The organism is Pseudomonas sp. GW821-FHT01D09 (genome assembly GCF_059422465.1).
This window is the reverse complement of record NZ_JBWKWY010000002.1, coordinates 43,570-64,474: the sequence shown is the minus strand read 5'-3', so window position 1 is coordinate 64,474 and position 20,905 is coordinate 43,570. Positions and strand designations below refer to the sequence as shown.

The window sequence follows — 20,905 nt, the reverse complement described above, 5'->3', positions numbered from 1 at the left end:
GACTTATGGGTAAGTCAGCGTCACCAGGTAAGCCCCTGAGCGCAACGGCTTGCCCGCCCCATCGCTCAAGCGGTATTGGCGATTGTAGTAACCGCCGTTGCCGACCGTCTCGGTCACCAGCTTGACCTTGACGGGCGAGTGGTCCGGCGCACTGAGCGTACGCACCGGTTCAACGCTATAGGCGCTGATGTTGCCCGGGGATGCCGGCATCGGGCAGCCGCTCAGGGCCAATGTGGACCCCGTTCGGTCCCCTGCCTCGCAGGTTGCCTCGACGATACTGCCGCGAAACTGGATAACACCCTGGGCCAGGGGCGTCGCCGCCTGGCCGCCACCACTGGCGAGCGCAAGAAACAGGCTGATACCAACTGCCACATGTTGACTGCTCATATTGAACGCTCCTGGGTATGTACCCATCACGTCGGCAAGTCGGGTTGGTTTCTTGAATATTTAAGAAATAGCTGATGGCTATTCGTTCAGGGATGCCAACGGCGTCTCATCCTGGAGGGATCGATGGCCAGCCGACGCCTACAGGACCGCGCCCAGGGCCTTCAACAACACGCCATCGCGGCCATAAATATCCGGCGCGTACAGCAAGGCCCCCTGGCTATCCACCTGCACCGTCCAATACCCCAGCAACACCGGCACCGGCGTGGCCAGGCGGAACTCATGGGTCAGCCCGGTCGCCAGCAGCGCCTCGGTCCGCGCCTTTTCCTCCGGGCTCACCAACAGATCGCGTAATAACATCGGCTGTTCTACCCGCACACAACCCGAGCTGAACGCCCGCGGCCCCTTGCTGAACAGCGGCTGGCTGGGCGTGTCGTGCAGGTACACAGAAAACGGGTTGGGGAAGCGCAGGACAATCCTGCCCAGCGGGTTGCGCGGGCCGGCGTCCTGGCGCAGGAGGATATTGCCGGGGTGCGACCAGTCCACCTGCTCGGGCGACAGCGCGCGCCCCTCGCTGTCGAGCACTTTGAGGTTCTGTTGGCGCAAGTACTCCGGGTTCAGGCGGATGGCTGGCAGCTTGTCCTCGCGCATGATGGTCGGCGGGATGGTCCAGGTGGGGTTGAGGGTCAACCGCGTGATGCGCGACTTGAGCAGCGGCGTCTGCCGTTCGGCGCGGCCCACCTGCAAGCGGGTCTGCCACACGGGGATGCCGCCCTGGTAGACGCTCAACTGCGCGGCTGCGACGTTGACCAGGATGCCATCGGGCTCCAGGTCCTGGGCCAGCCAGCGAAAACGTTCGAGGTTGACCCGCAGTTGCTCGCGGCGCACCGCCGGGCTGACGTTGAGCTCGGCCACCGTGCCCGCGCCGATCACCCCGTCGGCTTGCAACGAATGGCTGGCCTGGAAGCGCTTCACGGCCGCCACCAGGTCATCGCCGTATTGATGGCCCTTGGGCACGCTCGCCAGGTAGCCGCCACTGACCAGGCGCCGCGCCAACGCTGGCACCCGCGGGTCTTCGCGGCCGGGGCGCAGCAATGGGCCGTCGGCAATCACGCCCCACTGGGGCAAGGGTTGTCGGCGTTGCGTGGCGTAGGCGGCGCGCAGGCTGCGGTACAGCTCGGCACTGGGCCGGGCCCGCTCGAAGGCTGCCGGCATGTCGGCAAGCCCGGCGGTGGCCAGGGCCAGCACGGCGACGGCCGGGTCCTCGCTGGGCGGCTGAGCATGCCACAACGGTTCGTAATGGGCCTGCTGCAAGCGGCCATAGTGCACGTCATGCAAGGCTTGCAGGTAGTGCTGGCTGGTTTCGAAGTCAGTGCACAGGACATTGCGGCTGGCCGCCACGTCGGGCAGCCGATAGTGCGCCGGGTCCAGGCCATCGTCGGCCAGCAACTGCAACTGGCCCTGCAACGCCGTGCGCCGTGCGTCCTCCGACCACAGGGCGATATTGCCCTGTTGCTGGTAAAAAGCCTGCAGCCGCAGTTCGGCCGGTGTATCCAGCTGGGTCGCCAAACCGGGGCAAACGCTCGACAACTGCCCAAGTGCCAGCTGTACTGGGTTTGACGGTTCGACCGGCACTTCATCGGCCATGGCGACCAATGGTGCTACGAGCAAGCAAAGGCTCAAGTAACATGCGTGTTTTTTGAACAAGGGCTTAGCTCCAATCTACGGCGGAGATGCTATATACATGCTGAATATTGACTGCCGACTCGGCCTGATCGCCGCCACCCTTGCCGCGTTCTGTACGGGTGCCTTCGCAGAGAATGCCAAACCTCATGCCTTGTATAGCAGCCTGGCGCGCTCGGCTCCAGAACTCAATCCCGCAGTCCTTAAAAGCGCCCTCGGTGCCATGCAGTGTGCCGTCAATAACGGCCAGGAACGCGCCGAACGCCTGGCCGTGATCGACTACTCGCAACCTTCAACCGCCCGTCGCCTGTGGATTTTCGACCTGCGCCAGAAAAAGCTGGTACTGCGCGACCTAGTGGCCCACGGGCAAAAATCCGGGGAAAACTTCGCCACCCAGTTCTCCAACAGCGAGGGCAGCCATCAATCCAGCCTCGGCCTGTTCCGCACCCAGGAAAGCTACCAGGGCACCCATGGCTACTCGCTGCGCATGGACGGCCTGGAGCCGGGCTTCAATGACCAGGCCCGCGACCGCGCCATCGTGATCCATGCCGCCGACTACGTCAGCCCCCTGTGGAGCAAGCGTGAAGGCCGCATTGGCCGCAGCCAGGGCTGCCCCGCCGTGCGCCCGCAAGTGGCACGCCAGGTGGTGGACAAGCTCAAGGATGGGCAGTTCATGTTCTCCTGGTACCCCGACCAGCGCTGGCTGAAGTCCTCGGCCTACCTCAATTGCAAGCCGCGCCAGATCGCCAGCGCCGGTTGAGGTAGTATCTGGAGGGCCGAGCCTGACCAGAGAGAGAACTTCAAATGCTTTTGCACCAGTCAACGTGGATCGAGATTGGCCAATTTCTCGACCGTAGCCGCACCGTGGTGATTCCCATCGGTTCCAACGAACAACATGGCCCTACCGGCCTGTTGGGCACCGATTGGATGTGCCCGGAAATCATTGCCCATCACGCGCAAAAAGGCGCCGACATCCTGGTCGGCCCCACCTTCAACATCGGCATGGCCCAGCACCACCTCGGGTTCCCCGGCACCCTCTCCCTGCGCCCGTCGACATTTATCGCCGCCATTGGTGACTGGACCCGTTCCCTGGCGGCCCATGGCTTTGAGAAAATCCTCTTTCTCAATGGCCATGGCGGCAATATCGCCACCATTGAAGCGGCCTTTTCCGAGCTGTACGCCGAAGCCAGCTTCGCCCGCCGCCCCGCCGGCTTCGCCTTGAAACTATGCAATTGGTGGGACCTGGAAGGCGTGGGCGAACTGGCCCGGGCGCAATTCCCCACAGGGCATGGCACCCATGCCACCCCTTCGGAGATCGCGATTACCCAGTGGGCTTACCCCGACTCGATCAAGACGGCGGACTACTCGCCAAAAATTGCCCCCTCCGGCCCGATCCGCGAGGCCCAGGACTTCCGCGCCCGCCACCCGGACGGGCGCATGGGCTCCGACCCGGCCCTGGCAACCCCGGAGAAAGGCGGTGAACTGGTGGCCCTGGCGGCCAGGGGGCTGGTAGCAGCGGTTGAAGCCTTCAGCCGTGAAGCCACGCCCAACTGACGCTTGCGACACAGGCACACAATAAAATCTATAAGAAGGACCTCTCCATGAAACCCCATCAGAAGACCTTTGATCGCATCCGCAACGCCGTCCTGCCGGAGTTTCGCGAGCGTGTTGCCGACTATTTGGTCGAGTACGAAAACATCCTGCAGGCCCCCGCTAACGACACCGACCAGGCCTGCGCCGCCGCCCAGCAACTCCGCGGTTACCTGCGCGGCCTGAACACCACCCGGGTGCTCGGCATGGAAGACTGGGAAGACCTCGACCGCCGGGTCGCACAGGCGTGGCCGCTGGGCGCTACAACGAAGGACGTGCCTGGTTGACCCAGGCCTGTACCGATGGCCGCTGCCACTGCCGCCGGGCATACGCCACCAGCCGTGCGGGCAGCGGATCGCCGTTGAGGATCAGCCGGTTGAGCATCACGGCCAGGTCCAGGTCAGCAATCGACCATTGGCCAAACAGATAGTCATCCCCCTCGGCCAACCACTGCTGCGCCGCCGCAATCAGTTTATCGGCCGCCACCTGGGCCTGGTGTGACAACGGACCATATTTGGCCGCGCAAAACACCACCAGCGTGGAGCGTTCCTGGCGGATCGGCAGCAAGTCACTGCGCAGCCACGCCTGGATCTGCCGCGCCCGCGCCCGTTGGCGCGGCTCCCTTGGATACACCGGCACCTGTGGGAATACATCCTCCAGGTACTCGGTAATCGCCGACGACTCGGACAACGCAAACCCACCCTGCTCCAGGGTCGGCACGCGCTGCGTCACGGACAGCCCGGCAAACACCGGCGCCTGCTGCTCCAGCGCGTCCAGGTCGAGGGTGCGCACCTCAAACGGCAGGCCTTTTTCCCGCAGGGTCACAAACACCGACATCGCATACGGGCTGGTGAACTGGGCATCGACATGCAAGCGCATCGGCAGGTTCGTCACAACGGCATCTCCTTGGGTGAGCAGCCACGCTACGAAATGTGCGGAGATAAAGACAATGCCGCTTTTTTATGGGGGCATTCCTCGGCGGAATACGGCCAGTTCCTACACCCTACCCGGAAAACCCACCACCGCTGAGGAACGCCTGCTCCTCCTCGGTCGTCACCCGGCCCAACGCCGCATTGCGATGGGGAAACCGGCCGAACCGCTGGATGATCTCGGCATGCTCCTTGGCCCAGTGGTAGGTATCGGCATCCAGCTGTTTGTTCAGTGCCAGGGAACGCTGCTGGTCCTCGGGCTGCTCGGAATGCTCGAAAGGCAAGTAGCAGAATGCGCGCAATGCCGGGTCGACCAGGCGGTCCATTCCCGCATCGACCATACGCCCGGCGTAAGCCCTGGCCAGTGGGTCGGTGGCAAACATATGGGCAGTGCCGCGGAAGCTATTGCGTGGGTATTGATCGAGCAGGATCAGCAGTGCCAACGCGCCTTCGGGCTCGTTCAGCCAGTGCTCCAACTCGCCCCTGGCCGCCTGGAAGTGGGCCTCCTGGAAACGTGCGCCGAACTCGGCATCGAACTGTGCATCTTTCTTGAACCAACGGGATGGGCCCGCCGCCGTCCAGAATTGCACGACAGCTTTGAAATCAATCGGGGCGCTCATAAGTGACTCCTGGGTCGTCAAGGTCTATGGCCTACCCTAGCATCTGAATGATCTGATTCCGACTGGGAAATCCATGGGCGCCAGCCAATACAAAACAAAGGTGGGAGCTGGCTTGCTGGCGATGGCGGTGTATCTGCCGCCAGAAATGTTGGCTGGGCTGGCGCTATCGCGGGCAAGCCCGCTCCCACAGGGGATTTTGGCTGGGCACAAGATCTGCGCCGCGCCACATAAGCCCGCTTCCACAATGGGATTTGTGTCAGCAGCCGTTACGCCAATTCAGCCCGCAATTGCCGCGCTGCCGCCACCATATGGATCAACGCCGCTTCCGTCTCCGGCCAGGCGCGGGTCTTCAGGCCGCAGTCGGGGTTGACCCACAGCCGTTCGGCCGGGATACGCCGGGCGGCCTTGCGCAGCAGGTTGGCCATTTCCGAGGCGTCCGGTACCCGTGGCGAGTGGATGTCGTAGACTCCCGGGCCGATGTCATTGGGGTAGTCGAACGCTTCAAACGCGTCCAGCAACTCCATATCCGAACGCGAAGTCTCGATGGTGATCACATCGGCATCCATCGCCGCAATGGACTCGATCACATCGTTGAATTCGCTGTAGCACATATGGGTATGGATCTGGGTTTCATCGCGCACACCCGAGGCGCACAGGCGGAAGACTTCGGTGGCCCAGTCCAGGTAGTGTTGCCACTGGTCCCGGCGCAGGGGCAGGCCTTCACGGAATGCCGCTTCATCGATCTGCACGATCTTGATGCCCGCCGCTTCCAGGTCCAGCACTTCATCGCGGATCGCCAGGGCCAGTTGCCGGGCCTGCACTTCGCGGCTCACGTCCTCGCGGGGGAATGACCACATCAGCATGGTCACCGGGCCTGTCAGCATGCCCTTCATCACCTTGTCGGTCAGGCCTTGGGCGTAGCGGATCCACTCCACGGTCATGGCGTTCGGGCGGCTCAAGTCGCCGAAGATCACTGCTGGTTTCACGCAGCGCGAGCCGTAGCTCTGCACCCAGCCAAAGCGGGTGAACACGTAGCCATCGAGTTGCTCGGCAAAGTACTCGACCATGTCGTTACGTTCGGCTTCACCGTGCACCAGCACGTCCAGGCCGAGGTTTTCCTGCACTTCAACGGCGTGCCTGATCTCGCTGTGCATCGCCTCGACATATTCGGCTTCGCTCAACTTGCCGGCCTTGAACGACTGGCGCGCCAGGCGGATCGATGCGGTCTGCGGGAACGAGCCAATGGTGGTGGTCGGGAACAGCGGCAGGTCGAGGCCGGCGCGCTGCTTGGCGATGCGCTGGGCAAACCGCGACTGGCGCTGACTGTGCTTGGCGGTGATGGCCGCAACACGAGCTTGGACCGCCGGCTTGTGGATGCGTGGCGAGGCTGCACGGGCCGCCTGCACGGCACGGCTTTGGGCCAGGGCATCCACCACGTTCGCGGCTTCTGGCTGGTTGATGGCCTGGGTCAGCACGGCCACTTCTTCACATTTTTGTACGGCGAAGGCCAGCCAGCTTTTCAATTCGGCGTCGAGCTTGTCTTCACGCCCCAGGTCAACCGGGCTGTGCAGCAGCGAGCAGGACGGCGCGATCCACAAGCGATCACCCAGGCGCTCTTGGGCGTGCTGCAAGGTGGCCAGGGCATTTTCCAGGTCGCAGCGCCAGACGTTGCGCCCGTTGACCACCCCCAACGACAACACTTTATAGGCCGGCAGGCGGTCGAGAATGGTCGGGTATTGTTGCGGCGCACGCACCAGGTCAATGTGCAGGCCATCGACCGGCAAGTTGGCCGCCAGGCCCAGGTTCTCTTCCAGGCCGCCAAAGTAGGTGGCGACCAGTTTTTTCAGCGGGTCACGCTGGATCAGGTTGTAGGCGCGCTCAAAGGCATTTTTCCAGGCCTGGGGCAGGTCAAGCACCAGGATCGGCTCATCGATCTGCACCCACTCCACCCCCAGCTCCGCCAGGCGCTGGAAGATCTGGCCGTACAGCGGCAGCAGGCGGTCGAGCAGGTCGAGCTTGTCGAAGTCGCCGCCCTTGGCCTTGCCCAGCCACAGATACGTCAGCGGCCCGATCACCACCGGCTTGACGGTGTGCCCCAGGTCGCGGGCTTCCTGGACTTCTTCAAACAGTTGGTCCCAGCCCAGGTGGAACTGCTGGTCCGCGCTCAATTCTGGCACCAGGTAGTGGTAGTTGGTGTCGAACCACTTGGTCATTTCCTGGGCGTGGGCGCCGCCGCAGCAGCTGTCGCTGACGCCACGGGCCATGGCAAACAGGGTATCGAGGGTGGCATGCCCATCGGCCGGGCGGAAACGCTCGGGGATCACGCCAAACATCAGCGAGTGGGTCAGCACCTGGTCGTACCAGGCAAAATCCCCGGCCGGCAGCAGCTCGATACCGGCCTGTTTCTGCAAGGCCCAGTGGGTTTTGCGCAGCTCACGGCCGACGGCGCGCAGGCCGGCTTCGTCCAACTCCCCCTTCCAAAACGCTTCCTGCGCTTTTTTCAGTTCACGATCGCGTCCAATGCGCGGAAATCCAAGGGAATGAGCGACAGCCATGACAAAAAACTCCAATGTGTGGGGATGGGAGCTATTGTCGGCAGCGCAGTATAGTGAGACAAACTCATTTTATTGCAGATGATCGCGAATTTAACTCATGATCGAAACGCCCCAGGCTTTTCAAGAAAACCGGTGAAGTCCAGCAGTGATGTATTGCCCATTACGTCGTACTTCGGCGCTATAGGTTCCACTGGGGCCATGACAAGAATTTACGGGTGGCCAGAGCACGACCTGAATACCGAGCAAGCCAAAGCCTGCAAATTCCGCTGACGAACCTTTCGATCCTGAGCAAGTGCGGGCACAATGCCTGTCCTTTTTTGGCAGGCTCCGCCACAGGCTCTGAAAAATGATCAAAACCCCGTATTACCTCATCGATAAACAGAAGCTTCTGACCAACATGCAGAAGATCGCCTACGTGCGCGAGCAGTCCGGCGCCAAGGCGCTGCTGGCACTCAAGTGCTTTGCCACCTGGTCGGTGTTCGACCTGATGCAGGAGTACATGGACGGCACCACGTCCTCGTCGCTGTATGAGCTCAAGCTCGGTCGCCAGAAGTTTGAAGGCGAAGCCCACGCCTACAGCGTGGCCTGGGCCGACGATGAGCTCGAAGAGATGCTCGACAACTGCGACAAGATCATCTTCAACTCCATCAGCCAGTTGCAGCGCTTTGCGCAGCGCAGCGAGGGCAAGACCCGCGGCCTGCGCGTCAACCCGCAAGTGAGCAGCTCCGACTACCTGCTGGCCGATCCGGCGCGCCCGTTCAGCCGCCTGGGCGAGTGGGACCCGGTGAAGATTGAAGAAGTGATCGGGCAGATCTCCGGTTTCATGTTCCACAACAACTGTGAGAACGGTGACTTCAGCCTGTTCGACCAGATGCTGAACACCATCGAAGAACGCTTTGGCGCACTGCTGTACAAGGTCAACTGGGTCAGCCTCGGCGGCGGCATCCACTTTACAGGTGAAGGCTATGCCATCGACGCCTTCTGCCAGCGCCTCAAGGCCTTCTCGCAGAAGTACGACGTGCAGGTGTACCTGGAACCCGGCGAAGCGGCGATCACCAACAGCGCTTCCCTGGAAGTGACTGTGCTCGACACCCTGTACAACGGCAAAAATCTCGCCGTGGTCGACAGCTCCATCGAAGCCCACCTGCTGGACCTGCTGATCTATCGCCTCAACGCCAAGCTGGCGCCGAGCACCGGCGAACACACCTACATGGTGTGCGGCAAATCCTGCCTGGCCGGGGATATCTTCGGTGAGTATCAATTTGATCAGCCGCTGGCCATCGGCGATCGACTGTCGTTCATCGACACGGCAGGCTACACCATGGTCAAGAAAAACTGGTTCAACGGCCTGAAAATGCCGTCCATCGTAGTGAAACAACTCGACGGTACAGTCGAGGTGGTTCGTGAATTTGGTTACGACGACTACCTGTCCAGCCTTTCGTAAAGCGGACAGATAAAGGAGAGATAAAGCAATTGAAAAAGAACGTTCTTATCATTGGTGCAGGAGGTGTCGCCAAGGTGGTGGCCCACAAGTGCGCGCAGCACAACGACGAGCTTGGTCGTATTGCTATCGCGTCGCGCAACATCTCCAAATGCCAGGCCATCATCGACAGCGTCAAGGCCAAGGGTAGCCTCAAGGTACCCGCCCAGATCCAGGCCTTTGCCCTGAACGCCCTGGACGTGGAAGCGACCAAGGCACTGATCCGCGAGACCGAATCGCAGATCGTCATCAACGTCGGCTCTGCCTTCCTCAACATGTCGGTACTGCGTGCCTGCATCGATACCGGCGTAGCTTACCTCGACACCGCCATCCACGAAGAGCCGGGCAAGGTCTGCGAGACCCCGCCGTGGTACGGCAACTACGAGTGGAACCACCTGGAGGAATGCAAGCAGAAGAACATCACTGCGATCCTCGGTGTGGGGTTTGACCCCGGTGTGGTCAACGCCTATGCGGCGCTGGCGCAACAACAGCATTTTGACCGCATTGATTCGATTGACATTCTCGACGTCAATGCCGGCAGCCACGGCAAATATTTCGCCACCAATTTCGACCCGGAAATCAACTTCCGCGAATTCACCGGACAGGTGTGGAGCTGGCAGGACAGCCAGTGGACCCGTAACACCATGTTCGAGGTCAAACGTACCGACGACCTACCGGTAGTGGGTTTGCAGAACCTGTACCTGACCGGCCACGATGAAGTGCACTCGTTGTCGAAAAACCTCGACGTGCCCAACGTGCGGTTCTGGATGAGCTTCGGCGAACACTACATCAATGTGTTCACCGTGCTGAACAACCTCGGCCTGCTCTCCGAAAAACCGGTCACCACTGCCGAAGGCCTGCAAGTGGTGCCTTTGAAACTGGTCAAGGCCGTGCTGCCTGACCCGTCCTCGCTGGCACCGGGCTACACCGGCAAGACCTGCATCGGCGACCTGGTCAAGGGCACCAAGGATGGCCAGCCACGCGAGCTGTTCATCTACAACGTGGCCTGCCACGAAGCAGCCTATGCCGAGACCGACAGCCAGGGCATCTCCTACACTGCCGGCGTACCGCCGGTCGCCGCTGCGCTGCTGGTGGCCCGTGGCGAGTGGGACGTGCAACGCATGGCCAACGTTGAAGAACTGCCCGCCGAGCCGTTCCTCAAGGCGCTGGACGTGATGGGCCTGCCGACCCGTATCAAGGACGAAAAAGGCGACCGCGCCTGGGATGCTATCGCCTGATAGCGTCTTGATTGACGGATCGCTCCCACGTCCTGTGGGAGCGATCAAAAACATTGCCCGGATCGTTGCGAGGGCGGATATCAATGTTGCCAGTGCCTACAACTCCTACATTAGATCTCCATGCCCGGTTGCATGCCCGTGCGGCATCTGAAATGCAATCCCCCAAACAATGAAGATCAAGGTGGGAGCTGTCTCGCCCGGCGAGGCTGCGATGGCGGCGGCACTGCTGGCATTGATGTTGGCTGAACCACCGCTATAGCAGCCTCGCCGGGGCTCGACAGCTCCCACAGGGTTTCTCGGTGTTTGCCGGATCTGCGCAGCTTAGCGCTGGCGCACCAGATGCTTCCTACATCTGTTTCAAGTTGTCCCTCGGAAAGGTGCTGACTAACCTTCCCGTTGCCGCTGCCAAATCAGCGGCCGGATTTGACCGTCCGACTAATTAAAGTACTGCTACGCCAAAACCTATTTCAGGCGTTTTTTTTGTGCCTGATGTATCGTGTCGCGGCGGCTGTGCGCGGGATACCCTCGGGTATGCCGGGTTTCTTTGATTACCGGTCGGTCAACCCGCGTACAGCTGCCACCCTAATTCGTTTGACCGCGGAAGGTGGCGGCTCCATTAATCAAAGGAGCTTCACCATGATCAAACACAGCCCCAACCCCCCACCCAGCTACGATGCCAGCCTGCTGCGCGATGCGGCGTATCGTGCGATCAACCACTATCTACACCCTGAAAACCCCGCCCCCAGCGACCCGGCCTCAGCCGCATTATTTACCGTACGCACCGACCTGGACGCCGAAACCCTGCTGATCAATGCCTCGCAAGACCTGGCGTCGATCAACGTGCTCGCCACGCACCTGGCCTTTGAAATCGACGGCACACCCCGCAGCATGGCCCTGGGTATTTGCCGGATGCTCGAAGGCGTGCAGATGCTGGTCGACCAGGCGCTGGATGGCTGCGTACAACCGGCCCTGTAGAGCTGTGCTTGATCGGCCGTGGCGTCCTGGCGGACGCCATCGCTGGCAAGCTGGCGCTACTTGCCCTGTTCGTTCGATCCGCCCTGCCCAAACCGATAAATCGACAGGCAATACACCCCCAACGCCGCCACCGCCAGCAAGCCCCCCGCCGCGCCGATCCAGGCAAAGCCAAAGTGCCCGCCGACCCAGCTGCCCAGCAAGGCCCCGCCGCCAATGCCGATGTTGTAGATCCCGGAGAACATCGCCATCGCCACATCCGTCGCGTCCGGCGCCAGGACCAGGACCTTGGACTGCAACGCCAAGCCAAAAGCCATGATCGCCATGCCCCAGAACACGCTCAGCACCACCAGGTACGACACGTCGCCACTCAAGGGCAACAGCAGCCCCAGGCACAGCGCCAGCACCGATACGGCCACCAGCAAAAAACGATAAGGGCTGAAACGGTGCAACAGGCTGAACAGCAACGAACCGATGATCCCCGCCCCGCCAAACACCAGCAGCACCAGGGTCACCGCATTGCCACCCAGGCCCGCAACGCGTTCGACAAAGGGTTCGATATAGCTGTAGGCCGTGAACTGGGCGGTGACCACCATGGCCGTCAACACATACAACGCCACCAGCGCCGGGCGCTTGAACAGTATGGGTAGGCTACGCAGCGAGCCGGAGTTCTGGCTCGGCAACAGCGGCAAGGTACGCGCCAGCCACAACACCAGGGCCGCGGCAAAACCGGCGATCACCAAAAAGGTGGTGCGCCAGCCCATGGCCTCCCCCAACAGGCGCCCCAGGGGAATGCCCAACACCATCGCCAGCGAGGTGCCGGTGGCCAGCAAGCCCAGGGCCTGCACCTGCTTGCCCGGGGGTGCCAGGCGTACCGCCAGGGAGGCGGTGATCGACCAGAACAACGCATGGGACAAGGCGATGCCGATACGGCTGACCATCAACAGACCAAAACTGTTGGCCACGCTGGAGAGGATATGGCTGGCGATAAACAGACCGAACAGCACAATCAGCAACTTGCGCCGTTCGACGTTACGGGTCAGCAACATCACCGGCAGCGACGTCAATGACACCACCCAGGCATAAATGGTGAGCATCAGGCCGACCCGGGCGATCGGCATGTCGAAACTGGCGCCGATGGCACTGAGCAGGCCGACCGGCACGAACTCGGTAGTGTTGAACACAAAGGCGGCCAGCGCCAGGGCGATGACCGGTTGCCAGTTGGCGGCGGGGGTTGCGGTGGAAGTGCTCATCGACAGGTCGTTTTACTCGGTTGCGCGCCGATCCTGACGGCCCGATGCCTGCCCTTGAGCGGCGCCGAAAAATAGTAACACGATGGTTCAGGGATCGACTTGCGCCATGATCTCGGGAATCGACTCCGGGCGATTGGCATAGCGCTGGGCCAGCACCGCGCAGACCATCAACTGGATCTGATGGAACAGCATCAACGGCAGGATCAACACGCCCATGGTGCTGCCGGCAAACAATACCTGGGCCATTGGCACACCGGTGGCCAGGCTTTTTTTCGAGCCACAGAACAGGATGGTGATGCGGTCCTCCTGGTTAAAGCCCAGGGCCTTGCCCAAGAAGGCGGACGCCACCAGCACCAGCGCCAGCAAGATGCAGCAAGCCACCACCAGGCCGCCCAGTTCCCACAGCGGAATCTGGTGCCAGATGCCTTCGTTGACCGCCTCGCTGAAGGCGCCGTAGACCACCAGCAGGATCGAGCCCTGATCGACGAATTTCAGCCAGTTCTTATTGCGCCCCACCCACGCGCCAATCCAGCGCCGGGCGATCTGCCCGGCCACAAACGGCAGCAACAATTGCACGCTGATCTTGAGGACGGCATCCACAGTCGAGCCGCCGTCGCCATGCACATTGAGCAACAAGGCCACCAGCAACGGCGTGAGGAAGATACCGAACAGGCTGGAGGCCGCCGCGCTGCAAATCGCCGCCGGGATATTGCCCCGCGCCAGGGAAGTAAAGGCAATCGCCGACTGCACCGTGGCCGGCAACGCGCACAAGTAGAGCATGCCCATGTACAGGTCTTTGCCGATCATCGGCGACAACAGCGGCTTGAGCGCCAGGCCCAGCAGTGGGAACAGCACGAAGGTCAGGCTGAACACCAGCAGGTGCAAGCGCCAGTGCCCGGCGCCGGCGACGATGGCCTGGCGCGACAGCTTGGCGCCATGCAGGAAAAACAGCAGCGCGATGGCCAGGTTGGTCACCCAGCCGAACGCCACGGCGGCCTGGCCGCCAACCGGCAACAAGGAGGCGAGCACCACCGTGGCAATCAGGATCAGGGTGAAGTTGTCGGGTAAAAACCGTGGGCGTTTCATCAGCTGTTCTTCCAGGGGTTGCCAGGGCGTCGTGGCGACTCTAACGTAACAGCCGCTTACCGACTAACGCCAATAAGCCAGTAAATGCCGCCAAAAGGACATGAAAAGGCTGTTCGCCGCAGCATCCCCGGGCTCGCCAGCCTGCCGCGCCCGGTGTATGGCCGCACCGAATCCCTGCCCAACCGCGCCCTGACCCGCCGCCATAGCCACCCGTGGGTGCAGTTGTCGTATGCGATTTGCGGGGTGCTGGAGATCCACACCAGCGCCGGGCGCTTTGTCGCGCCACCGCAGCGCGCGGTGTGGATCCCGGCGGGGGTCGCGCACCGGGTGTTCAGCTCGCCCCACACCGAGATGCGCAGCCTGTACCTGGACTGCAGCGTAACGACCTGGGCCGTGGAACGCTGCCAGGTGCTGGCGGTGAGCGACTTGCTGCGCGAGTTGATCCGCCGCTTTAGCGAACTGCCGGTGGAATATGCCGAAGACGGCCCGGATGGGCGCCTGGCCCAGGTGCTGCTGGACCAATTGGCCGCCGCGCCGCAGGTCGACCTGATGCTGCCCCTGCCCCACGACAGCCGGTTGCGGCAGGTCTATCGCAGCTTGAGCCTACACCCGGAACAGGCGACGACCTTGGGGCAGTGGAGCCAGAAGCTGGGGGTCAGTGAAAAAACCTTGAGCCGGTTGTTCTTGAGCGATACCGGCTTGACCTATCGCGCCTGGCGCCAGCGCCTACGCCTGCTGGGCGCGCTGCCGGGCCTGGAACGCGGGGAACGGGTGACGGATGTGGCACTGGGCTGTGGCTATGAGTCGGTGTCGGCGTTTATTGCGGCGTTTCGCCAGCAGTTTGCTGCGACGCCGGGGGAGTTCTTTCGCTGATTGCATGCTGCGGCTTTTGACTGTCCACAATCCCCCCTGTGGGAGCGGGCTTGCTCGCGATAGCGGTGGTTCAGTCACTGAATTTATCGACTGACACACCGCTAGCGCAACAAAGACGAACTGGCGCGCACCTGCAACTGCGGCGCCACCCTGATCGACTCGACAGCCTCGCCCGCGATGCGCTTGAGCAACAGTTCAACCGCATGGCGGCCCATCTCCGCCAACGGCAGGCGCACGCTGGTCAGGGGAACCATCAGTTCATTGGCCAGCGGTATGTCATTGAAACCCACCACGGCAATGTCTTTACCCGGCATCAAGCCCTGGTCACGCGCAGCGCCCATCAGGCCGATGGCCAGGAAGTCATTGACCGCGAAAAACGCCTGGGGTCGCGGGCTCAGGCCCAGCAGATACGCGCCCTGGCGGTGCCCGGTCTGGCTGTCAAAAGGACCATTGAGCGTCCACTCCGGGCGCAACGTGATGCCTTGCTCACGGTAATAGCGGGTAAACCCACGGGTGCGGTCCGCGCCGGTCGAGGCATGCCGCTCACCCGCCAGGATCGCCACATCGCGACAGCCCAATTGGTACAAGTGCTCGGCCGCCAACCAGCCGCCCAACTCATCGTCACTGCATACCGCCAGATGCCCGGCAATCTGCCGGCTGACCAACACGTAGGGAATGTGCTTGCGCGCCAACAGGTCGAGCAGCGGCTGGCTTTCGCCTACATGGGAGTCGCCGACGATCAACCCCGCCACCGAGCGGCGCAAGGCGTGCTCGGCACGCGCCATCTGCCGGGGTTGCTGGTCGTCGGTATTGGAGACGAAGGTCAGGTAGCCGGCCTGCTCGGCGGCACTGTCGATGCTGTCATAAATGGTCGCCATCACCAGGTCGGTGAGCCTGGGCATCAGCACACAGATTTCCTGGCTTTTGCGCAGTTTCAGGCTCGATGCCTGGGTGTTTGGCCGGTAATCCAGCTCCTTGGCCAATGCACGAATGCGCGCCACCACGTCGGCCGACGCCGCTCGCTCGACCCCGGCCGGGTCGCCATTGAGTACCCGGGATACCGTGGACACATGCACGCCCAGTGCAGTTGCCATGGATTTCAAGGTGGCTGGGCGAGAGGGGCTCGACATGCTTGAGGGGCTTCCAACGGTCTGTTATTTAGCGCGCAGAGTCTACCCGAACAGGCGTGTCGCAGCCGCAGATAAATCCTGACCCAAACGTTTGACTAAACATTTGCCGCGCCTTACATTTCGCCAACCCAAACGTTTGGGCAAACAATAAAAAATACGCCGGGTGCGCCCAAGTGGTCGCCAGGTAACCCTACCCTCTACACCCGCCGTTACTGGATGGAGTTGCTGATATGAGCCTGGTGAAGCCTACCCACGCTGGATACTTTCTTGGCCTATCGATCGTCACGCTGGCCGAGCGCCTGCGTACTGGCAGCGTGACCAGTGTCGAGCTGACACAAGCCGCCCTGGACAGCATCGAACGCTTGAACCCGATCCTGAATGCCTTCGTGCAAGTCGATGCCTCCATCGCCCTGGCCCAGGCGCGCAAGGCTGACGCGCTGTTGGCCCAGGGCCGGGACCTGGGCCCGCTGCACGGCATACCGGTCGCGGTCAAAGACAACATCGACACCTTTGACTACCTCACCACCTATGGCTCCGCGCATTTCGACGGTTACCAGCCGGAGCGCGATGCCCTGTGCGTGCACCGCGTGCGCGCGGCCGGGGCGGTGATTATCGGCAAGACCTTGACCCACGAGTTCGCCTACGGCCCGACCGGCGACCGCTCGTTGCAGGGCGCGGCACGCAACCCGTGGGATGCCCGTTGCATCACCGGCGGCTCCAGCGCCGGCAGTGCGGCGGCAGTGGCCAGCGGCATGGTGCCGCTGGCGCTGGGGACCGATACCGGCGGCTCGATACGGATCCCTTCGGCCTTGTGTGGCACGGTCGGCTTCAAGCCTTCGTTTGCCTGCGTGCCGGTGGACGGCGTGTTCCCGCTGGCCTCGAGCCTCGACCATGTCGGCCCCATCGCCAATCACATCGAAGATGCGCGCCTGCTGTTCGAGGTGCTGGCCGACCGCCCATGTGCGCCAGCGGCCACTGCGCAGCCGCTGCGGGTGGGCTGGCTCACCGGTGGCAGCTTCGGCCCGGTCGATGCCGACGTGAACCAGCAGGTGTATCAGGCGGCGCAGCAGCTGTTTGGCGACACGCTTGAGCACACCGACGCACTGCAAAAAATGGCGCCGGGCATGAAAGACACCCTGCTGACCCTGCAACGTGCCGAGGCCTTTGAGGTGCATGCCGAACGCATGCAGGATGCGCCACACCTGTTTGACCAGGAGGTACGCGAACGCCTTGAGTTATCGGGCGAAGTCAAAGGCTGGCAATACATTCGCGCGCAGGCCAGCCAGGCGCAGTACCAAGCGGCAATGGCGCGTCTATTCGAGCACTATGACTTGCTGGTCTCCCCCAGCGTGCCGATTACCGCCACACCGATCAATGCGCGCACAGTCCGGGTTGGCGAACAGGACATTGATGTACGCGCCACCGTGCTCAGCCACACCAGTGCCTGGAACCTCACCGGCCTACCCGCGCTCAGCCTGCCGGTGGGGCACGTACGAGGCCTGCCGGTGGGGTTGCAGGTGGTTGGTGCCGCTGGCGCGGATGATCGGTTGTTGCAGGTGATGAGCCGGTTGCTTGTTCTGGGCCAAGGGCAAGATCGCACAGATTGAATGTGGGAGCTGTCTCGCCCTGCGAGGCTGCGATGGCGGCGGCATTGCTGGCATTGATGTTGACTGAACCACCGCTATCGCAGCCTCGCTAAAGCTCGACAGCTCCCACAGGGTTTCTCGGTGTTTGCCGGATCTGCGCGCCTTAACGCTGGCGCCCTCCAGCGAACACGGTATGCCTGCTGGCCCAAAATAATGTGGGAGCTGTCGAGCCCCGGCGAGGCTGCGATGGCGGCAGTATTGTTGGCATTGATGTTGGCTGAACCACCGCTATCGCAGCCTCGCTGAAGCTCGACAGCTCCCACAGGGTTTATCGGTGTTTGCCGGATCTGTGCGCCTTAACGCTGGCGCCCTCCAGCGAACACGGTATGCCTGCTGGCCCAAAATAATGTGGGAGCTGTCGAGCCCCGGCGAGGCTGCGATGACGAGGTCATGGCCAGCATTGATGTTGGCTGATCCACCGCTATCGCAGCCTCGCTGAAGCTCGACAGCTCCCACAAGGGATCAGGTCTTCAGCTTACTCGCGCGACGAAGCCAGAATCGCCTGCAACAGCACATCGGCCCCGGCCGTGGACCAGTGCGGGTGAATCGCTTCCGCCTCGTTATGGCTCAAGCCCTCCACACACGGCACAAAGATCATCGCCGTCGGCGCGACCTGGTTCAGGTAGCAGGCATCATGCCCGGCCCCGGAAATCATGCGCCGATGGCTATAACCCAAAGCCTCGGCCGCAGCCTGCACCACGGCCACGCACTCTTTGTCGAAGGCAATCGGCGCGTACTGGAAGATCTGCTTGACGCTGGCCTGCAAACCAATGCCCTCGGCGATCCGCGCCACCGCTGCGTGCAGTTGCTGATCCTGCACGGCCAGCACCGCCTCGTCGGGATGGCGGAACTCGACGCTGAAAAACACCCGCCCCGGCACCACATTGCGCGAGTTGGGGAAGATATTGGCCATGCCCACCGTCGCCCGCCCTTCGGCGCCTTGGGCCAGGCCGATCTGGTTGACCGCCTCCACCACCCGGGCAAAGCCCAGCAGTGCATCCAGGCGGTGATCCATGGGCGTGGTGCCGGCATGGGCGCTGCGCCCGCTCAACTCGACTTCATACCAGCGCTGGCCCTGGGCGCCGGTGACGACGCCGATGGTCAGGTCCTGGGCTTCGAGGATCGGGCCCTGTTCGATATGCAGTTCATACGCCGCATGCACCGCCTGGCCGCCCACCGGGTGCGGGCCGGCATAGCCGATCTGTTGCAGCGCCTGGCCGATGGTCACGCCGGCCTTGTCTTCGCGGGACAGGCCGTACTCCAGGTCGAACACCCCGGCATACACCCCCGAGGCAATCATCGCCGGGGCAAAACGCGAGCCTTCTTCGTTGGTCCAGTTGACCACCTCGATCGGCCGGTCGGTCTCGATGCCCAGGTCGTTCAAGGTGCGCAGCACTTCCAGGCCGGCGAGCACGCCATAGATGCCATCGAACTTGCCGCCCGCCGGTTGCGAGTCACCGTGGGAGCCGGTCAGCACCGGGGCCAGGTGGTCGTGGCGGCCGGCGCGGCGGGCGAAGATATTGCCCATGGCGTCCACGCGGATGCTGCAGCCGGCCGCCGTGCACCAGGCCACGAACAGGTCGCGCCCACGCCGGTCTTCGTCGGTCAGGGCCAGGCGTGACACGCCGCCCTTGGGCGTGCCGCCGATCTGCGCCATTTCCATCAGCGAGTCCCACAGGCGCTCGCCGTTGACCCGTGCCAGGGCGCTCACGAGCGTGGCTCCCGGGGCTTGGCGTGGTAGCGGAAGTCACAGCTTGGCGCGCCGCCCATGATGGTCTGGGTGCGCGTCAATTCGATATTGGGGTTGTAGCCGACGATAAACAGCTCGTCGCGGTTGCACGACAACAGGTGGCCGATCTCGCCCAGGCCCATCTCGTGGTACATCTCGGCATAGCGGCAGCGCTTGACGTCATAGTCGTAATGCTCGGCGTCGCTGGCGATGATCTCGACTTTCAGCGCGTCGTCCTTTTCCCACAGCACTTGCAGCTCAACGAAGCTCTTGAGGTCGGCGCCCTGCTCTTCCTGGGCGGCAAAGTGCTTGCCGGCCTGGATCGCGGCGTTGCCCACCGCTTCACCAATCACCGCGGCGGCAAAGGCCTTGCCCTGCTCGCGCACGAGGATTTCGTAGATCGGCTTGATGATCTCGGCTTCGATACGCCGGCGGGCCAGGATGCCCAGTTCACCTTCAAGTTTGCTCATGGTGTGCCTCATCTAAATGCTTGCGAAGATCCAGTGTGGGTGCTGCCAAATGTAGGAGCAGCCTCGCGGAGCGAGACAGCTCCCACATGGGACGCTCCTACGCTTAGATCCAGCGCGTTACTTTTTACCGCCCGCCACGCTTACCGGCTGCCATTGATTGGCCTTGACCTGGTAAACGGTGAACGACGGGTTCTGCAGATTGCCCTGGGCATCGAACGCGAGGGTTCCGGTCACGCCTGGATAGCTGATGGCGCGCAGGACCGGCAGGTACTTCTGCGGGTCGGTGGAGTTGGCCTGTTCGATGGCGGCGATCAGCACACCCACGCCGTCATAGGCAAACGGCGCATGCAGCTCGATATTGCTCTTGAAGCGTGCCTTGTAGGCCTCTTCAAAGGCTTTGCCACCCGGCATCTGTGCCACGGCCAGGCCCGGCTCCAGGGCGATCACGCCCTCGCCTTCGTTCTGCGCCAGTTGCAAAAAGGTCTGGCTGACAAAGCCGCCCGCGCCCATCAACGGCGCCTTGATCCCCAACTGCTTGATGCGCCGGGCCAGCGGTGCAGCCTGGGAGTCGACGCCGCCAAAGAAGATCAGGTCCGGGTTCTGCCCACGGATATTGGTCAGCACCGCACTGAAGTCGATGGTCTTGTCATCCACATATTCGCGGGCAACCACCTTGGCGCCACCGGCCTCGATGGATTTGACGAACTGGTCCGCCAGGCCCTGGCCGAACGCGGTGCGGTCGTCGATCACGGCGATACGCTGCGCCTTGAGGGTCTTGAGCGCGTAGTCGCCGGCAACCTGGCCGCCGTCATCGTCATGGCCCATGATCCGAAAGCTGGTGTCGAAACCTTGCTGGGTATAGGCGTGACCGGTGGCCACCGGTGCGACCTGGGCAATCCCGGCGTCATGGTAGACCCGCGCCGCCGGGATGCTGGTGCCGGTGTTCCAGTGGCCGACCACACCGACTACGCCTTCGTCTACCAGGCGCTGGGCCACGGTGACGGCGGTGCGTGGGTCGGACTGGTCGTCTTCGGAAACCAGTTTGTAGGTCACTGCCTCGCCGTTGATTTTCGGGTGCTTGGCGTTGGCCTGGTCAATGGCCAGTTGCGCGCCGTTTTCCAGGTCTTTGCCGATCCGCGCCGACGGGCCGGTCAAGGGCCCGGCCAGGCCGATCAGGACCGTCTGGTCGGCCTGGGCCACACCGCAGAGGGCCAGGCTCAACAACAGTACGCGTTTGAAGGGGGCAGTCTTGTTCATCAGTTTTTCC

19 protein-coding genes are annotated in these 20,905 nt (G+C 62.6%); 8 read left to right on the top strand and 11 right to left on the bottom strand.

Going from position 1 to position 20,905, the window contains the following annotated elements; genetic code table 11:
• Positions 1-3: 3 nt before the first annotated feature.
• Positions 4-387 (bottom strand): fimbrial protein, encoded by a 384-nt coding sequence (locus tag AC07W7_RS02970; RefSeq protein ID WP_169866750.1) that lies wholly within the window; start codon positions 385-387, stop codon positions 4-6.
• Positions 388-525: 138 nt separating this feature from the next.
• On the bottom strand, positions 526-2,091 hold the full coding sequence (locus AC07W7_RS02965; RefSeq protein WP_099168241.1) for a L,D-transpeptidase family protein: 1,566 nt from the start codon (positions 2,089-2,091) through the stop codon (positions 526-528).
• A 37-nt stretch (positions 2,092-2,128) separates the two neighbouring features.
• Between AC07W7_RS02965 and AC07W7_RS02960 the strand changes: the two genes are divergently transcribed.
• The 3 genes from AC07W7_RS02960 to AC07W7_RS02950 are packed head-to-tail and all read left to right on the top strand — an operon-like array spanning position 2,129 to position 3,944.
• Positions 2,129-2,827, top strand: coding sequence for a murein L,D-transpeptidase catalytic domain family protein (locus AC07W7_RS02960; RefSeq protein WP_099168242.1), 699 nt, complete (start codon positions 2,129-2,131; stop codon positions 2,825-2,827).
• Between the two features lie 44 nt (positions 2,828-2,871).
• Complete coding sequence (locus AC07W7_RS02955; protein ID WP_099168243.1) at positions 2,872-3,621, top strand: creatininase family protein; 750 nt, start codon at positions 2,872-2,874, stop codon at positions 3,619-3,621.
• Between the two features lie 47 nt (positions 3,622-3,668).
• A complete protein-coding gene (locus tag AC07W7_RS02950; RefSeq protein ID WP_495038642.1) occupies positions 3,669-3,944 on the top strand; it encodes a hypothetical protein in 276 nt (91 codons plus the stop codon).
• Here the strand turns inward: AC07W7_RS02950 and yfcF are convergent.
• From yfcF to metE, 3 genes are all read right to left on the bottom strand, one after another.
• The gene (yfcF, locus tag AC07W7_RS02945; protein ID WP_495038824.1) at positions 3,919-4,536 is read right to left on the bottom strand and encodes a glutathione transferase; all 618 of its coding nucleotides are present in this window, start codon (positions 4,534-4,536) and stop codon (positions 3,919-3,921) included. The genes AC07W7_RS02950 and yfcF overlap by 26 nt on opposite strands.
• A 124-nt stretch (positions 4,537-4,660) precedes the next feature.
• A complete protein-coding gene (locus AC07W7_RS02940) occupies positions 4,661-5,206 on the bottom strand; it encodes a DUF924 family protein (protein WP_099168246.1) in 546 nt (181 codons plus the stop codon).
• Between the two features lie 266 nt (positions 5,207-5,472).
• Positions 5,473-7,761 carry a 5-methyltetrahydropteroyltriglutamate--homocysteine S-methyltransferase gene (metE, locus tag AC07W7_RS02935; protein WP_495038641.1) on the bottom strand — a complete coding sequence of 763 codons (2,289 nt, stop codon included), beginning with the start codon at positions 7,759-7,761 and terminating at the stop codon, positions 5,473-5,475.
• A gap of 346 nt (positions 7,762-8,107) precedes the next feature.
• Here metE and AC07W7_RS02930 point away from each other — a divergent pair, with 346 nt between their 5' ends.
• The 3 genes from AC07W7_RS02930 (at position 8,108) to AC07W7_RS02920 (ending at position 11,454) form a co-directional block, all read left to right on the top strand.
• Positions 8,108-9,205 (top strand): carboxynorspermidine decarboxylase, encoded by a 1,098-nt coding sequence (locus AC07W7_RS02930; protein WP_169900576.1) that lies wholly within the window; start codon positions 8,108-8,110, stop codon positions 9,203-9,205.
• A 29-nt stretch (positions 9,206-9,234) separates the two neighbouring features.
• Positions 9,235-10,479 carry a saccharopine dehydrogenase family protein gene (locus AC07W7_RS02925; protein ID WP_099168249.1) on the top strand — a complete coding sequence of 415 codons (1,245 nt, stop codon included), beginning with the start codon at positions 9,235-9,237 and terminating at the stop codon, positions 10,477-10,479.
• A gap of 636 nt (positions 10,480-11,115) precedes the next feature.
• On the top strand, positions 11,116-11,454 hold the full coding sequence (locus tag AC07W7_RS02920) for a DUF6124 family protein (protein ID WP_495038640.1): 339 nt from the start codon (positions 11,116-11,118) through the stop codon (positions 11,452-11,454).
• A gap of 56 nt (positions 11,455-11,510) precedes the next feature.
• On the opposite strand, the gene AC07W7_RS02915 is transcribed toward AC07W7_RS02920, so the two are convergent.
• Both AC07W7_RS02915 and AC07W7_RS02910 read right to left on the bottom strand, forming a co-directional pair.
• A complete protein-coding gene (locus AC07W7_RS02915; protein WP_099168251.1) occupies positions 11,511-12,704 on the bottom strand; it encodes a sugar transporter in 1,194 nt (397 codons plus the stop codon).
• A gap of 87 nt (positions 12,705-12,791) precedes the next feature.
• Positions 12,792-13,790: a bile acid:sodium symporter family protein gene (locus tag AC07W7_RS02910; protein ID WP_495038639.1), complete on the bottom strand. Its 999-nt coding sequence runs from the start codon at positions 13,788-13,790 to the stop codon at positions 12,792-12,794.
• 84 nt (positions 13,791-13,874) lie between these two features.
• On the opposite strand from AC07W7_RS02910, the gene AC07W7_RS02905 reads away from it, so the two are divergent.
• On the top strand, positions 13,875-14,663 hold the full coding sequence (locus AC07W7_RS02905) for an AraC family transcriptional regulator (protein ID WP_495038638.1): 789 nt from the start codon (positions 13,875-13,877) through the stop codon (positions 14,661-14,663).
• A gap of 101 nt (positions 14,664-14,764) precedes the next feature.
• On the opposite strand, the gene AC07W7_RS02900 is transcribed toward AC07W7_RS02905, so the two are convergent.
• Entirely contained in the window at positions 14,765-15,757 is a 993-nt protein-coding gene (locus AC07W7_RS02900; RefSeq protein ID WP_236310087.1) for a LacI family DNA-binding transcriptional regulator, read from the bottom strand.
• A 266-nt stretch (positions 15,758-16,023) separates the two neighbouring features.
• On the opposite strand from AC07W7_RS02900, the gene AC07W7_RS02895 reads away from it, so the two are divergent.
• Positions 16,024-17,400, top strand: a complete 1,377-nt coding sequence (locus tag AC07W7_RS02895) for an amidase (protein WP_495038637.1) — start codon at positions 16,024-16,026, stop codon at positions 17,398-17,400.
• A 514-nt stretch (positions 17,401-17,914) separates the two neighbouring features.
• On the opposite strand, the gene AC07W7_RS02890 is transcribed toward AC07W7_RS02895, so the two are convergent.
• The 3 genes from AC07W7_RS02890 to AC07W7_RS02880 all read right to left on the bottom strand — a co-directional run bounded on the left by AC07W7_RS02890 (position 17,915) and on the right by AC07W7_RS02880 (position 20,895).
• Positions 17,915-19,150 (bottom strand): Zn-dependent hydrolase, encoded by a 1,236-nt coding sequence (locus AC07W7_RS02890; protein ID WP_495038636.1) that lies wholly within the window; start codon positions 19,148-19,150, stop codon positions 17,915-17,917.
• Positions 19,147-19,638, bottom strand: a complete 492-nt coding sequence (locus tag AC07W7_RS02885; RefSeq protein WP_057438692.1) for an L-2-amino-thiazoline-4-carboxylic acid hydrolase — start codon at positions 19,636-19,638, stop codon at positions 19,147-19,149. The genes AC07W7_RS02890 and AC07W7_RS02885 overlap by 4 nt, the downstream gene beginning before the upstream one ends.
• Positions 19,639-19,755: 117 nt before the next feature.
• On the bottom strand, positions 19,756-20,895 hold the full coding sequence (locus AC07W7_RS02880; protein WP_099168258.1) for a branched-chain amino acid ABC transporter substrate-binding protein: 1,140 nt from the start codon (positions 20,893-20,895) through the stop codon (positions 19,756-19,758).
• Between the last annotated feature and the right edge of the window lie 10 nt (positions 20,896-20,905).

Bases quoted from the DNA above. Each gene is read 5' to 3' on its own strand.
- AC07W7_RS02970 (WP_169866750.1), bottom strand. From the start codon at position 387: ATGAGCAGTCAACATGTGGCAGTTGGTATCAGCCTGTTTCTTGCGCTC.
- AC07W7_RS02960 (WP_099168242.1), top strand. From the start codon at position 2,129: ATGCTGAATATTGACTGCCGACTCGGCCTGATCGCCGCCACCCTTGCC.
- AC07W7_RS02955 (WP_099168243.1), top strand. From the start codon at position 2,872: ATGCTTTTGCACCAGTCAACGTGGATCGAGATTGGCCAATTTCTCGAC.
- AC07W7_RS02950 (WP_495038642.1), top strand. From the start codon at position 3,669: ATGAAACCCCATCAGAAGACCTTTGATCGCATCCGCAACGCCGTCCTG.
- yfcF (WP_495038824.1), bottom strand. From the start codon at position 4,536: ATGCGCTTGCATGTCGATGCCCAGTTCACCAGCCCGTATGCGATGTCG.
- AC07W7_RS02940 (WP_099168246.1), bottom strand. From the start codon at position 5,206: ATGAGCGCCCCGATTGATTTCAAAGCTGTCGTGCAATTCTGGACGGCG.
- metE (WP_495038641.1), bottom strand. From the start codon at position 7,761: ATGGCTGTCGCTCATTCCCTTGGATTTCCGCGCATTGGACGCGATCGT.
- AC07W7_RS02930 (WP_169900576.1), top strand. From the start codon at position 8,108: ATGATCAAAACCCCGTATTACCTCATCGATAAACAGAAGCTTCTGACC.
- AC07W7_RS02920 (WP_495038640.1), top strand. From the start codon at position 11,116: ATGATCAAACACAGCCCCAACCCCCCACCCAGCTACGATGCCAGCCTG.
- AC07W7_RS02915 (WP_099168251.1), bottom strand. From the start codon at position 12,704: ATGAGCACTTCCACCGCAACCCCCGCCGCCAACTGGCAACCGGTCATC.
- AC07W7_RS02910 (WP_495038639.1), bottom strand. From the start codon at position 13,790: ATGAAACGCCCACGGTTTTTACCCGACAACTTCACCCTGATCCTGATT.
- AC07W7_RS02905 (WP_495038638.1), top strand. From the start codon at position 13,875: ATGCCGCCAAAAGGACATGAAAAGGCTGTTCGCCGCAGCATCCCCGGG.
- AC07W7_RS02900 (WP_236310087.1), bottom strand. From the start codon at position 15,757: ATGGCAACTGCACTGGGCGTGCATGTGTCCACGGTATCCCGGGTACTC.
- AC07W7_RS02895 (WP_495038637.1), top strand. From the start codon at position 16,024: ATGAGCCTGGTGAAGCCTACCCACGCTGGATACTTTCTTGGCCTATCG.
- AC07W7_RS02885 (WP_057438692.1), bottom strand. From the start codon at position 19,638: ATGAGCAAACTTGAAGGTGAACTGGGCATCCTGGCCCGCCGGCGTATC.
- AC07W7_RS02880 (WP_099168258.1), bottom strand. From the start codon at position 20,895: ATGAACAAGACTGCCCCCTTCAAACGCGTACTGTTGTTGAGCCTGGCC.